This is a genomic window from Streptomyces sp. NPDC093252, assembly GCF_040683675.1.
In the GTDB taxonomy this organism is placed as follows: Bacteria; Actinomycetota; Actinomycetes; order Streptomycetales; family Streptomycetaceae; genus Streptomyces.
Genome location: NZ_JBFBEM010000025.1, coordinates 73,083 through 88,410, shown reverse-complemented (window position 1 = coordinate 88,410; position 15,328 = coordinate 73,083). Strand labels below are relative to the sequence as shown.

At 72.9% G+C, this 15,328-nt stretch carries 1 protein-coding gene; it reads left to right on the top strand.

Annotated elements, in window-relative coordinates:
• Positions 1 to 129 precede the first annotated feature (129 nt).
• On the top strand, positions 130 to 15,327 hold the full coding sequence (locus AB0O01_RS35570) for a toxin glutamine deamidase domain-containing protein (RefSeq protein WP_365320124.1): 15,198 nt from the start codon (positions 130 to 132) through the stop codon (positions 15,325 to 15,327).
• The last annotated feature ends 1 nt before the right edge of the window (position 15,328 follow it).

Sequence of the window (15,328 nt, the reverse complement as noted above, 5' to 3'; positions counted from 1 at the left end):
GTGGAGCTGTCCAACGGGGCCGCGTCGTGGGCGGCGGGCAAGTTCCGGCCACTGCCGGACCCGGACCTGGGTCTGGGGCCGGGTCTGGGGCCGGGGCCAGGGCTGGAGGGGGTGGGCCGACTGCCGGCGGTGAGCACCGACGAGGGCACGGTGCCCGCGCCCGGCCGGGTGACCGGTGATGGCCAGGTGAACTCGGGGGGCGGGAACGCCGACCGCATCGACACCGGCGTGCTCACCACGGCCGCTCCCCCGCCGGAACCGGTCCCGGTCCCGGTCCCGGTGACCGGCGGCGGCGCGACCGGTGATCCGGTACGTGATGCCGGCGTCCCGGACAACTGGCCGGGCGAGGGCGATCCGGTCAGCACACCCGTCCTGACTCCCGACGGACCGCTGATCGCTGTTCCCCCACTGTCCACCGCGACCGGGACCGGCGGTGTCGACGGCGGACCCGGGGTGGAGGAACTGCTCAACGGCGGCCCACCCCCCAACACCGACACCGACACCGGCGTCCCCGCCCTCACCCCCGACCACCGCAACGTACCGGTCACCGCGGGAGAGAGCGGACAGGACCCGGCAACCACCCGCGACCGCCAACCCCTGCCCACACCCCCACCAACCCCCACGCCCACGCCGGTCCCCACCCCTTCGCCGATCGCCACGCCCATGCCGGTCCCCACGCCCACGCCGATCGCCACGCCCACGCCGGTCCCCACGCCCTCGCCGGTCCCGCCGCCCCCGATGCCTCTCGCGGGAGGCGACGCCCACACCACACCACGCCCCGGCGCGGATGCCCCCAGAACCGGCGATGCAAGGCCCCCGGAACCCAGGCCCTCCCAGCCCAGCCCCGGCGAACCCAGGCCCTCCGAGCCGAGACCCAGCGACACCCGCTCCCCGGACGACCGGCCACGCCGCGAAGGAGACCCCACCCGCACCGAGGACGATCAGTCGCCCGAATCGACCCTCGGGCCGGTGAACGGCCCGGAGCAACCCCGGGTCGGCACCCAATCCGCCGGACAGCTCTTCGATGTGCTCTCACCCTCCACCGACCTGACCGAGGACGCCTCGGACACCTACAGCATCTTCTCCAGTGAGTCCGATTCCTCGGATGCCAGTGCCAGCACCGCCCTGACCGATGTCCCCCCGGACCCAGCCCCATCCCCATCCCCAACTCCCGCCCCCACCCCCGTCCTCGACGACAACCGCCTGCGTGCCGCCGTCGAGAACGCCGCCGAGTCCGCCCGGCGGCAGCACGGCCCCGCACAGTCCGGAACCGCTCCCCGCGACCCCCTCACCGACGCCCTCACCGATCCGCATCCCCATCCGCGTCCGCATCCGGACACCGTCGGCACCCCCGACCGGACCCCCGCCGCCCCGCTCGACGCCATCGCCCCCGCGACCCTGCTGGATCACCTCATCCGCCAACTGCACCCGGCGAAGAACCCCGGTGTCTTCGAACCCGGCGGCCTCGACCGCGACGCCGGTCCCGCCGTCGGCCGGCACCTCGTCCCCGGACCCGCCTGGACCACCGTCAGCTCCCTCGCCACCGTCGCCACCGTGCTCGGGTCCGCCGGACCCGGCACCACCGCCCTGATCCTCACCGGAAGCGCCGACGGCTCCGGCCGGGCCCTCGCCGCCCACCGGACCGTCACCGGCGTCCACTGGATCGAGATGCGGCCCGACGGCGCACCGGCCACCGCACCGGTCGTCACCACACGGCAGCCCGTCGGCGTCGTGGGGGAGATGCTGGCTGTCATCGTCGGTCCCGATGCCACCGCCCGGCCCGACGCCCTCGTGACCACGACATCCGCGACGCCCACGGCGTCCACCGGTTCCACGGCGTCCGAGGTGTTCGAAGTCTCCAAAGTCTCCGAGGGGTCCGAGGGGTCCGAGGGGTCCGAGGGGAGCCTGCCCGCCGTGGACACCGACAAGGTCGCCGCCTGGCACGCCGAGTTCGACCGGGCGGTGGCGGCGGTGGCGGCGGTGGACACCGTGGTGCCCGGTGCCCGTGCCGCGCTGCTGGCGAGGGCGCAGGACGTGATGGCGAAGGACAATCACCTCCTGCCCACCACCGGACGGGAGTCCGGCCCACCCGGCCAGTACCGGCGGCTGTTCGACAACATCAGGGCCGTGGTCGCACACGCCCTGCTCCGGAGCAGCGACCTGCACCGTCCCGGTGACGAGCCGAGCCGCCGGGCGCTGGCCGACGCCGCACGGGTGTCCCGGGAACTGCGGGACGTCTTCGGGACGGCCGGTCCGGGCGAGCGGCTCCCGGCCGGGGCCAAGAAGCGGAAGAAGAAGACGGGGAGCGGTGCGGAGCCGGAGGCACAGTCATCCGCCCAATCAGCCGCACAGTCGTCGACGCAGCCCGGTGCCTCCTCCGTCGTACCGCCCCTGCCCGGCGGGGCCTCGCAGACCGTCGCTCCGTCCGATGCCGTACCGGCCCCGGCCCCGGCTCCGGTCCCGGCTCCGGCCGTGGACCCGAGGGCGGAGGCGGAGGACCGCTTCGAGCGGCTGCCGGTCCCCGGCAGGGTCACGGCGGCGCTGAAGGAGGCGCTCAGGGGCCTGCCGGAACGTGAGCGCCAGACCGTCCAGCGGACCGTGACCGGCCTCCTCCAGCACCAGTCCTTCCCCCGCGATCTGACCATGCCCCAACTGGTGGCGGCCGTACGCGGGTTCCCCGGAGAGGGGGAGAGCGGCGGGCTGCGGGAGATGCTGAAGCGGACCCCGGAGGTGGTGTACGCCATGGCCCGGCCGGGCAGTGGGCTCGCCATCACCCTCAGGGCCGTACCGGCTCTCGTACCCGTTCTGTCCGAGTCCCCGGACCTGCTGGACGCTCTGGCGGCGCGGGACGACATGTGGCACAGCGTGTTGGGGCCGATGCTGGGGCCGCTCCTCGTCCGGGACGGGACGGCCGCCGCGCTGGAGGCCGCCCCCGAGTGGCTGCGGCACATGATCGACTTTCCCGGTGTCTTCGTGAACCTCGACGGCGATCTGGGGTTGCTGGAGCATGTCGTGGAAATCGGCAACACCGTCAGCAATCTGGTCAACATCATGCCCGTGTTCGGGGCGGCGCTGCGGATGCTGGATGATCCGGCGGAGGCGATGTGGCTGCTGAACGCGGACGCCGGGCTGTTCTCGGCCCTGCGTACCGCAGCCCAGTGGCGGGAGTCCAGGACGGATGCCACCTTCTTCGCCCGGGTGCTGGCCGACAAGCCCCTCCAGGATCTGCTCCGTTCCTTCCCCGGGCTGCTGAACCTGGCGTTCTCGTCACCGCGCGCGCTGGCGGCCGTCAAGGCCGATCCCGGTGTGCTGAGCGCCCTCGTGAATTCCCACACGCTGGTGGACGTACTGGAGGACCTCCCCGCCCTGGCCGCCCGCCTGCTGGAGAACCCGGCGCTGCTCCGGGCGGCCGTGGCCAATCCCCGGGTCGCCACCGCGCTGTCGCACCACCCGGAGCGCTACGACGCCACGTGGAGCGCCGGGAAGCTGGCCGAGGCGCTGCGCGGCGCCGCGGAGCCGTCGCGGACCGGCACCGGCGGGCGGCCCGTTCCTCCGCTCACTCAGGCCGACCTGGAGAGCGCCGAGCAGAACCCGCAGTCCCGTCGGCGGATACTGGAGTACCTCAAGTCCTCCCATCCGGCGGTGTGGGCGCTGTTCGACCGGTCCCACCCGAGCGCCGCCAACCGGGCCGCCGGGGCGGCGCTGGCCGAGAACGCCCTGGTACTGACCGCCCTCGTACGGGACCCGGACGGGATACGGCTGCCGCATCAGCTCCGCCGGGTCCTCGAACGGACCGAGGGCAGCCCGGCCGGACTGGTCAATGACCCCGTCCCGCCGTCGAGCACGCTGCTCAATGCCCTCAGCCGCCACGAGGAACTCCGCGACCTGCTGCGCAATCAGGCGGTAGGTGAGGTGCGCAGGGCACTGACCGTCAAGCTGGCCGAATCCCGGGAGTGGGCGGATGCCCTCTACCTCTCACCGGCCGTCGCCTCGCTGGCCTACCGCCACACCGACTCCCTCAACGAATGGCCGCCCGGCCGAATGCTGGCCGACCCCTGGCTGTCCGGCCTTCAGATACGGACCTCGTACTTTCCCCATCTGATCAACAGTGTGCCGCTGATCGCCGCTGCGGCGGGCCGCTCGGACAGTGCCCTGATGCGGCTGGTGAGCCGTCATGCGGTGCTCCAGGCGACCGTGGGCGAGACCGCGGAATGGGAGGCGGTGGCGCTGCGGATCGAGGCGGCTCCGGACGTACTCGGAGATCTGTCCGCGCACTTCGGCCGACTGACCACGGCGCACTGGCAACGGCTGCTGACCGACGAACGGCTGCTGCGGGCGCTCCAGGAACGGAGGGCGAGCCCCCTCGCCCGGGCGCTGGCCGCCGACGCCGGTCTGCTCCGGGAGGTGCTGGCCCGCCCCGGATTCCTGGACGTGTGGGACGCGCGGAGCGCGGAGCTGGACGAACTGGCCGCCCCGGCCGTAGCGGCCCTCGCCGCCATGGCCCCGCACGGCAAGGACCCCGAGACGAGCACCCCGGGGGTGCTGTCCGGGCTGCGGGACGCGATCGTCGGAGCGGGCGACGCCACCCTGACACCGGAGGGCTTCCCCCTGGACGCCACCCGGCTGCCGCTGCTGGAACGGCTGATCAATGGGCTGGAGCAGGGCCACGACAGGGACACGGTCCGTACCACGGCGAACCCTGCCCTGGCGAACCCCGGCACGGCGAACCCCGGCACGGCGGTCCGGGACACCACGGACCTGGACACCACGGACCTGGACACCGCGGTCCTGGACGCGTACAGCGCCGTCCTCGACGACCCGGACCTGCGCGCGTCGGCGATCGCCAACCGCTATCTCGCCGATGCACTGTTCTTCGACCCGGCCTTGCGGGAACTCGTGCAGGCCCGCCCCTCACTGCTGCTTCTGCTGCACCAGCCGGACATCCTGACGCAGATCCGCCGGTCACCGGAGCTGACCCGGATGCTCACCTTCCTGGACCCGGTGTTCCATCCGTTCGTCCGCAGCAGCTTTTTCCGTATCTATGTCCGGCAGCCCGGTGCGCTCGAACTCCTGGACAGGAATCCGCACTACGCCGAGGTCCAGTACCGCCACGGACAGGTCCACAAGCTCCACGCACCGGCCAACGAAGACCTCCGGGCCTTTCTTCAGGCCAGCCCCGCCGCCGCGGAGGCGGTGAGCAGCGGCCGGATTCCCTTCGATCTGCTCGCCGCCGCTCCCGCACTGGTCTCGGCGCTGATCTGGCAGGAGAGCGAACCGCTGACCAAGGTCGTACTGGCCTCGCTGGAGCGGGCCGAGGCCGCGATGGCGGCCCCCCGCCTGGTGACCGTGCTCGGCGGCATCCCCGGGCTCGCCGCACTGCTGGCGCAGCAGCCCCACCTCGTCTCCTCCGCCGAGTCCTGGAACCGTCTCCTGGACAATCACGCGCTGGTGAGGACGCTCACGGTGGCCGAGCCCGCGCTGGTCGAGCGGGTCGTCCAGCCCGATGTGCTGCCCCTGGCCACGGCTGTGCCCGCCCTGGTGAACGCCATGCACCAGATGAAGGAGGGAGCATGGGCCGGACTGGTCAGGGGCCCCGTGCTCCATCTGGTCCGATCCGATCCGTCCCTGGCCGATCTCCTGGTGCGCCACGAGGATCTGCGGGCCCTGCTCGCCGGTCACCGCGCCCTGCCCGGCCTGCTGAAGGACTCGTCCCGCCTGCTGCGGGAGCTGAAGGCCGAGCCCGAACTGGCGGCCGTCCTCCGGACCACTCCGCGCCTCATCGACGACGCCCTGAAGCTCACACCCGTCTGGCTCCTGATCAAGCGGCACCCCGCCTTCAGGGAGGGAGTGACCTCCACGATTCGCGGCGCCCTGAGCAACCACGCCCTGGCCACGATGCTCTTCCGCCTCGACCAGCAGCAGGTCACCGCCGGTCTGGTGAGGCAGCTCTACGACGGTCTGCGCAGCAGCCGCAGGCTCGCCCCGCTCCTGGCGCAACAGCCGGACTTCGCCGCGGCGTTCCTGACCCGTGCGGGGGACTGGCGGGAGCGCGCCGGGCGGGACCCGGACTTCGTCGAGCAGGTGAGCACCCTCGCGCGGACCGACCGGACCCGCTTCGCGGAACTCGTCCAGCACGGTGATCCCCGGCAACTGCTGACGGCGCTGGACGAGCGGAGCCGGCCCATGGACGAGGGCCGCGCCGTCCGAGCTCCCGGCGCGCACCCCGCACCTCCGGCGACGACCGCCGGGGCCGACCCGCACACCGGAGGCGGAACGCCCCGCAGTATGTCCGCGCACCCGAGCAGCGGCCAGGGGGCCGGGCCCGGCCCCCTCGTCCCCGGGCGGGCCGGAACCGCCGCGTCGGTGCCGGGGCGTACCGAGACACCGGAGTCGGTGCTGGACGAATTGCTGCCGGAGGTCGCCGACCTGCTCAAGGGCGATCAGGGGCTCCTTGCGGCGGAGGCGCTGGAGAAGCATCCCGAACTGCTGCCCCTGCTGACCGCCGCGCCCGCGCGCGCCGACGAGATCGACGCCCACCCCAACCGCCTGGACGACTTCACCTTCCGTGCCTTCCTGACCCGGACCCTGCCCGCCCCCGACCTCGACGCCCCCGGACCCGACCCGGCCCACCCGTCCACCCTCGAACGGCACTTCGCCGCCTATCTGGCCGCCCTGGACATCGGCCCCACCGACGATCAGCGCGGGCTGCTCCTGGACGCGGTCCGGCACACCTGGCGGGCCGTCCTGACGGAACGGCAGGCCGTGCTGTCCGACGCCTGGCAGCAGCGGATGGACCGCTTCACCGTCTTCCGGGCGCACCAGGCCGACACCTGGCGGCACAGCGGCCGGGTGCACTACGGGGACAGGATGACGGCGGACCACTTCCCCTCCCCCGAGGACCGCAAGATCATCAGAGGCATCGCGGCGGAGGCCCGAGGCGTGCGCGAGCAGCCCGGCGAGCGGTTCATCAACAACAAGCTCCACGCCCATCTCCACGGCGGCGACGGCGGCGTGGCCTTTCTCTTCGCCCTGGCCGAGGACGGCATGGTCGACACCCTCGTGTACGCGCGCAGCGACGACCGTGACAGCAAGAACCGCTACCGGTGGAACACCGGACGGCATTTCGTCGCCGGACCGCCCACCGTCGACCCTGTCGCCAACCATCCGGTCAGGGCCCGCTCCAGAGAACTGGTCGATCTCGCCCGCGAGGGCACCGGGGGCCTCCGGCCGCCGGTCACCCTGACCACCGCCCTGCCCCAGGAGACATCCGGCGAACGGTCCGCACGCGCCGCCGCCGACCGGGTCGCCGACGCCACCCGGCGCCGACACACCGCGGTCCGCACGGTCGCGGCCCTCGGCACCGCCGTGGACCGGGCTGCGGCCGAGGCCGGTGGGCGACTGCCCGCCGGTGACCCGTTCTCCTGGCAGGCGTGCGTCATCCTGCTGGAGTCCCTGACGACGGTGCTGCATCCGCCGAGCCCGGTCGGCGGCGGACGATGGACCGAGGCCGCGTCCAGCGGCCTGCACGCGCAGACCACGGTGGACGACACGGCCCTCGGCACCGCACGCGAAGCGACACGTGACGCCACCCTCGACTCCGCGCGTGAAGCCACACGTGACGCCACCCCCGACATCGCACGTGCCACCCGTACGGACACCGGTTCCGCCCCGTCGGTCCACGGCTCGGGCCGGGCGACTGAGCAACGTCTGGCCCGCGGTCCGGGCTGGGCGACGGTCCGGTCCTGGGCGGCCCTGGAGAAGGCCCTCGAACTGGCCGGCCCGGGCGCCACCGCGCTGATCCTCGTCCGCCGCTCCCAAGGCGACGGCCACGCCTACGCCGCCCACCGGACGGACGACGGAACCCGCTGGATCGAGATGCAGCGGGAGAAGGGCACCCGCGTCACGGAGACCCGCCCGGTCACCGCCCCGCACACCGTCGGCCCCTGGGCCGGCGCCGTCACCCACGAGGACACCCCGGCCCTGCACACCCGTGCCGTCGTCATCGCCCCGTACGGCAAGATCACCGACCCCACCCGCCCGCTCCTCATTGACGGCACCGAGACCGCCCACCCCCTCGCCCCCACCCCCGACCACACGGTCCCGTCGGCCGACGCCCTGACCGACGCTCCCACCTCCGCGGTCTTCCACCGGATCGGCTACGAGGTCGAGCTGCTGTTCCCGCTGCTCGCGCCGGAGGGTCTGCTCCGGGGCGGGATGGTGCTGGCCCAGCAGCGGGTCGACGGCGTGCTGACCGGGGCCAGACTCGTGGTGGAGAGGCACACGTTCTACCGTGCCGCCAACGGGACCTGGCACGCGTGGATGACCCAGGCGGGACCCGCGGCCCAGCCGGTGCCGACGTACATCCCGGAACTGGTCGGGCAGCCGCTCCAGACCCTGCGAGGGGAACGAGGGGCGCCGCGGGACACGGGGTTCGCCCTGCACAGAAACGTCCGCGCGATGCTGGAGCGGACCACCGCCACCCCCGAGCAGCCCCCGGGCACGCTGGAGGACCTGCTGAGGCAGGACCCCACGTGGGAGGTGACGCCCGAGGTGGCGGCCATCCGGGTCCTGCCGTCCGCCGCAGGTCCGGGGCACGCCGCCTACACCCAGTTCACCGTGGGCATGCCCATCGGCGGGCTGACCCCGCTGCTGGACCTGGCGCGCAGCCGCGTACTCATCCCGCCCCTGCTCCCGCTGTTCGACGCGGGACGCCACTTCGCCGACCTGGTGGCGGAGCGCTACGCCGACTCGCTCCTCGGCCGGGGGCGGTCGTCCCAGTGGACCCGGGAGGCGCGGCACCGGCCCTTCCTCCCCTACCTCCCCGGCCTCGCCGAAGTGCACGGCTACGCCTACACCGGGTTCCACCACGCGGCGGCGGCCCCGTACCAGGTGATCGTGTCGCCGAACGCGATCCTGAAGAACATGTTCCCCGTCGCGTCCCGGGTGGCCTTCGCGGAACTGCACAGGACACTGAGCCGACCGGCGAGGGACTTCCTGCGGAAGAACAGGGACACCCTCACGGACCTCTTCCGCGACACGCTCACCACCGTGCTGCGCAGGACCGTGCCGAACGTGTCAGCCACCTACCTGGCCCAGATCATGGAGGCGCAGTACGGCGACCAGGGCGGGAACGCCACCACCCAGCAGCGCCTGGACACGGTGCTCCTGGGCGCCAAGGCCCCCGGCGGGCCGATCGGTACGCGGCTCATGTCGACCATGGTCGAACTGGGCATGGACACCGAGAGCCTGGGCACTCGCCAGCCCCTGGGGCTGTTCGAGCTGCGGCACTTCACCGCCCGCCCCGATCTGCGCGGCCTCGGCGAGACGGCCAGGTCCATGACGCCCCAGACACTGGAAGAGTCCTTCCAGGAGATCGCCGGGACCGCCCAGCACGCCTACGACCAGGTCGCCCGCTTCACCACGCTCGGCGACTCCGCGCTCCCCGTGCTGTGGGAGCAGTACCTGCATCACTCCCTGGTGGACGGGATCTCCGCCGTCCTCACCTCCGTCAACGGTCTGCTGGAGGCGGGGCCCGGTGGCCGTCCGCAACCGATTCTGCCGGTCGAGGTCGGCACCGCGCTCGCCGCTGCGGCCGTCCTGCACACCTCGGGCGTCCACCTGCCCGAGTACGCCGCCCGGCAACTCTCCACGCTCCACCAGAAGCTGAGGGGGCTCTTCGCCCAGATGGGGCCCGGCTCCGGGGTGGCTCCGGAGGTCCGCGACCGCTACCCGGCCGCCATCGCGGCCGTGGAGGGCGCGGTCCAGGCCATCGAGGTCGCCGTACGCGAGGGGCGGGACTCCGAGGCCGGGTCGTCGTCCCGGGTGACCCGCAGCAGGGCGGCCCGGTACAGCCCCTACAGCAGCCGGACCACCACCACCCGCATGGTGAACACCGACGACGCCATGGACATCGGTCTGCGTGCCATCTTCGGTCCCGGCCCCGGCCCCGCCGCCCTCGGCCGCATCCCCGGCTCCGTCCCCGGCTCCGGCTCCGGCTCCGGCTCCGGCGACAGGGCCGTGCTCACCGGCCAGGATCTCTCACCACCGGTCCCCCTCCCCCCGCAACTCCGCCGCCTGCACGGTCGGTTGAGTCATGACGGGTACACCGCGATCACCGGCCCCGGCATCGACCTGCCCGCGCTGGCCCGCCGGGCGGACGCATCGCGTACGGCGCCCGGGGCCGAGTTCTCCGACCCCATCGCCCACTCCGACCACTCCGACCACTCCGACCACTCCGACCAAGTCAACTACTCCGACTACACCGACTACATCTCCGTACTGGCCCTGCTCACCCGGCCCGACGACCTCGCCGCCGACCCCACCCTGGCCGCCTGGTACCGGCAGACCACCGCGCTGCCCGAGGTGCGCGCCGCGATGCACCGCCAGCACGAGGCGGTCCTCGCCGTCACCGCGCTGGTGACCGCGCCGGCCATGCGTTCCTTCCTGCACGGCTTCACCCGCAACCTCCTCGCCCTCGCCCTGCTCATCGACACTCCGCCCAGACCACCGGACGTCTGGCGGGAGGCGACCGGCCTCGGACCCGGGCGCCCGGACCCCAACCCCACGACACCGCCGGCCCTTGGCTCCCGGCCGTCCGACCCCGCGGACAGCCCCACCGCGCCCGCGCCCCCGCCCGTCGGCGGTCCCGGCCCTGAGGCCCGGCCGAGGGCAACCCGGACCGGCGGGGACCGCCCTCCCGGCGAGACGGCCGGGCCGGTGAGCGCTCCGGACCCCACCGCATCCGGCCCGGCCCGCCCCGCGAACACCACCACCGCCGGAGACCATCTCTTCGCCGTGCTCGCACCCGACTCGGCCGTCACCGAGCGCACCGTCCTGACCGACACCGACACCGACACCGATTCGGGCACCGATTCGGACACGGGCGCGGGCACGGACACCGAACCCGCGACCGCCCCGCCGCGGCTGAGCGAGGCCGTGAAAGCCGCCGCCGACGACGCCCGCAGCGAGCACGAGCGCACCCGTACCCGCACCTCGGCCGGACCCCGCACCCCCCGCACCCCCCGCACCCCGCTCAGTGCCATCAACTGCGTGCTTCTTGTGGGTCAACTGCTGCTGCGCCTCCACCCCCGCGACAGCCTCACCCCGTCCGGGAACACCGGCCGCACGCCGCCCGGCACCGGGACACACGCCTCCCGCCCCGCACGCGCGATGGACGACCTGTACATCGGCCGGGGCACCCTCGGCCAGGACGGCACCAGCGAGGACGGCACCGACGGCATCGCACCGGCCGTCGGCCGCACCCGCACCGAACAGCGCCTGGCACCCGGTCCGGGCTGGACGACCATCACGTCACCCGACCTGATCCAGCACGCCATGGAGGCGGCGGACCCCGGCTCCACCGCCCTGATCCTCGCCCAGCGCGACACCGGCCCCGGCCACGCCTTCGCCGCCCACCGCACCGCCACGGATGTGCTCTGGGTGGAGATGCAGCGGGAGGCGGCCGACGGCAGCCCCTGGATCAGCGGCCACCGGCCCGCCGTGTGGCCCGGCCGGACCCGAGCCGTCATCGTCGGCCCCGACGGAAGGAACGTCCCCGACGCCTTCGACCCGCACCGTGACCTCGCCGACCGCGGTCCCGGCGACCTCGAAGCCGTCCTCGACCCACCCCGAGACACCACCTACGGAGCCCTCGGCCCCACCGACCGGGACACCCCCACCGACCCGGAGGTCCTTCCCGACGAGACGCCCATGGGCACCGGCTCCCCCGCCCCCTCCTCACCCCGCCACCACCGCCAGCGCCCGCAGTCACCCGTCGCCCATCCGACCGGCGTCCGCCGCCAGCCCTACCCCCCGCCCGGCAGCCGCCCCTCCGCCCTCGCACGCAGACCCGCTCCCCCCGACCCGGACACCTCCGCGCCCCCTGCCACCCCCGCTGAAACCTCCCTTCCCCTGCCCGAGTTCACGCGGCGTGCCGGGCTGCGAGAGCCCCTCAGCCGGCCGGCCATCGCCCGCATCCTCGGCGTCGACCGGACCTCCGTCGCCAACTGGGAGAAGGGCGGCACGCCGAAGGAGCCCATGCAGGAGAGCTACAAGGCCACGCTCGCCCTGGCCACCCGGCACCGTCTGAATGCCACTCCCCACCCGGACACCGGCGCCCAGGCGGACACCGAGCGCTCCCGGGACATCGCGTTCCTGCACGCCGCACTCGGTGACTCCGGCGTGAGCGCGAAGATGCGCGACCTCGAGGGCAAGTTCGCCGACGTCGTGGCGGCACCGAAGTCCTCCGACCGACAGCGAACGCACCCACTCACCCTCGCCGCCCTGCGCGCCCGCAATGCCGAACTCCATGCCGGACTCAGAGGACGCAGTCTCGCTCAGGCGCCGGTGCCCGACAGCGCCTCGCAGCGTGTCCGGCTCCGCCTCCCGCACGCCCAGCAGGACCTCGTCCACATCCTGGGTACCACCCAGGCCAGCGTCTCCAACTGGGAAAGGAAGAGGTACGACCCGACCGGGGTCCTGCGCGTGGAGTATGCGGCGGTGCTGGCCCTGTTCACCGAACACCGCCTGAACATCAACGCTGCTCCGCCCCCCGGCACCGCGGCGGCATCCGCACGCGCCGAGGACTCCGATTTCCTCCGTAGGGCACGCGACAACGCCGACATCAGGGCGCACATGGAGGCACTCCGCCCCCTGATGGCTCAGCACCTGGCCACCGTGGACGCCGACTCCCCGAGCGGTCCGGAGCCCGGCCACCCGATCGCACGCTCCTATCTGGACGGACTCCGCGGCAGGGACATCGCGGACCTGTCCGCACCGCTGCCCCTGCCCCCCACCCTGGAGCAGCGCGTCGGGCTGCGCCGCCCCCTCGCCCAGCAGACCATCGGTGAGATCCTCGGCGTCGGCCGGACCACGGTCTCGAACGCGGAGACCCACGGGAACTTCAGTGACGCGGCCGGTGCGGTGGGATTTCTGGCGCTGCTGGGCCTCGCCACCGAACACCGTCTGGCCACACCCTCCCACTCCGACCCCGACACCGAGACAGGACGCCGGGAAGCGGCGGACTCCGCGTTCCTGCGCGAGGCGCGCGGCCATCCCGACATCGGCCCGCTCATGGACGCACTCCGGCCGGTGCTCGCGCCGATCCTGCCCAAGCGCCTCGAACTCCCCGCCCCCGCACAGCGCGTCCGGCGGCGCTATCCCTTCACCCAGGTGTCGCTCGCCACCATCATCGGAGTCCACCACGTCACCGTCTCCGACTGGGAGACCAGCACGTACCATCCCACCTGGGAGAACACGGTGAACTATCTGGCGGGGCTGGCCCTGGCCACCCAGCACCGCCTGAACACCCCTCCCCGCCCCGCGCCCGGCACCACCACGGCACACATGGAGGCGGAGGATGCCGTGTTTCTGCGCGAGATGCTCAACCACCCCGACATCAGCCGGGCCATGAACACCCTCTCCGACCGGTTCTTCGCGGAGCTGGCTCAGTACGGGCCGTGGAATCAGGGTGCCACCACGACCCGGGAGCCCGATGACGCGCAGAGGCACGAACTGTCGGAGGTGGCCGACCCGATGGCGTCGGCTGCCGAGGGACCGTGGAACGGGCCCGATCTCCAGGCCCGCCTGGAGGCCGTGGCCTGGCAGCAGGGCCTGACGGTGCATGATGTGCTGCGGGACGGGAACTGCTTCATACACGCTCTGGTGCTGGCCGCCGACCTCCGGGACGGCAGGGGCGATCCACGGACGGCGGCCCAGGTCAGGCACGTGATCTCCCATGCGCTGTTCGACGACCTGGCACCGGACATGCCCCGGCGGCTGTGGATCGGACACCTGGACGAGGCCGCGCGGACCATGTGGGCGGAGGACCAGGTAATGCGGACGGGACTCACTCCCGGCGCACCGGGGTTCACCGACCAGGTCAACGATGCCCGGGAACAGTTCGACGACGACCGGCGGTGGGACATCGCGGTGACCATCGGGCAGTCGGGGCAGTACAACAACGTGAGCGGGGATGTCACCCCGCACGCGGCGGCGAGAGTCTTCCGCCGGACCCTGCGCGTATGGTCCTGGGACGGCCGGAACCTCATCCCCTACGCCGTCATGAGCGCCGGTGAGCAGCCGGACGGGAGCCCGGCCCCCGAGGTCCACCTGATCCGCGACATCACCCGACGCGACGGCGGCGAGCACTGGCAGGCCGCCTTCTTCACCGGTCAGCCACCGTGGCAGCCATCGCGGCAACCGCAGCCGTCGCAGCCGGTACAGCCGGTGTACGCCGAGCCCGTACGCCTCGACCAGAGCCGTACCGTGCACTACCGCACGGACGTGGACCGGCACGCACCCCTCACCGACGACTCGGTCCTGGAATTCGGTGTGCTCCGGCACAAGATGATCCGCGACCCCGCCATGGACCATGTCTTCCCCTGGCGTGACCCCAAGGACCCCTGGCGCAAGGCGCACCCCCGCTACGCCGATACCGACGGCCGGGTCCACCCGGCCGTGCGGGCGACAGCGGCCACCCTCGCCGCGGGCGCCCTGGAACACCTGCGGGCGATGAACCTCAGCAGCACGGACCCGCGGCTGAGCCTTTCGCGCACGGGGCTGGAAAGGGTCGTCAGAAAGCTGCAACAGGACGTCCTCCGCGAGGTCCAGCGCCTCGTCCGGGAGGACCGGGAACCCGGGCGCGTGGTGCCCCGCCTGCTGACCGAGGAGCATCTCAGGCCCCACGAAATGATGCTGACCGGGCAGTACGGTCTCTTCCTCGCCGACCCCCGCGACGCCTCCAGCACCGAGGACCGGTCGGCCGACCTCACCTCCGTACCCCATGAGGAACTGCCCCTGCTCTCGAACGGCAGGATTCTCGGCGTCTACCTGGGAGCCCTGCTGGAGACCGACGAGGAGAACGAGGTGTGGGCGACCACCTACTACAGCGACTACCCGTACTACACCATGGTGTTCAGGGACCCGCTGAACCCGGACAGGGTCATCTCCAGGATGGGCGCCGAAGGCGCGGCCAACGCGGTGGGCTTCGCCAACACCGCCATCACTCCCCCGCCCGCCCCGGACGGCGGCTCCCCCGGCCGGGGCGCGGCCCGACACCCCGAGATCGACCAGTCCGCCATCAACGCCCAGTTCATCGAATTCGACATCGAGATGACCGACAACACCGGCCGAACCGTACGGCAGCCCATCGTGGCCGCCGTCGCCCTCGACAACGCCATACCCGACCGCGACAACCCCTACGGCATGATCGTGATCGACTACACCGAGGAGTACCCCCTGGAACACCTCCAGCCGGACGAGGCCCCCACCAAGACCGAACCCGAGGAGGACGAACCCATGCTCCCACCGTCCCCCGCCTCGCCCTGAC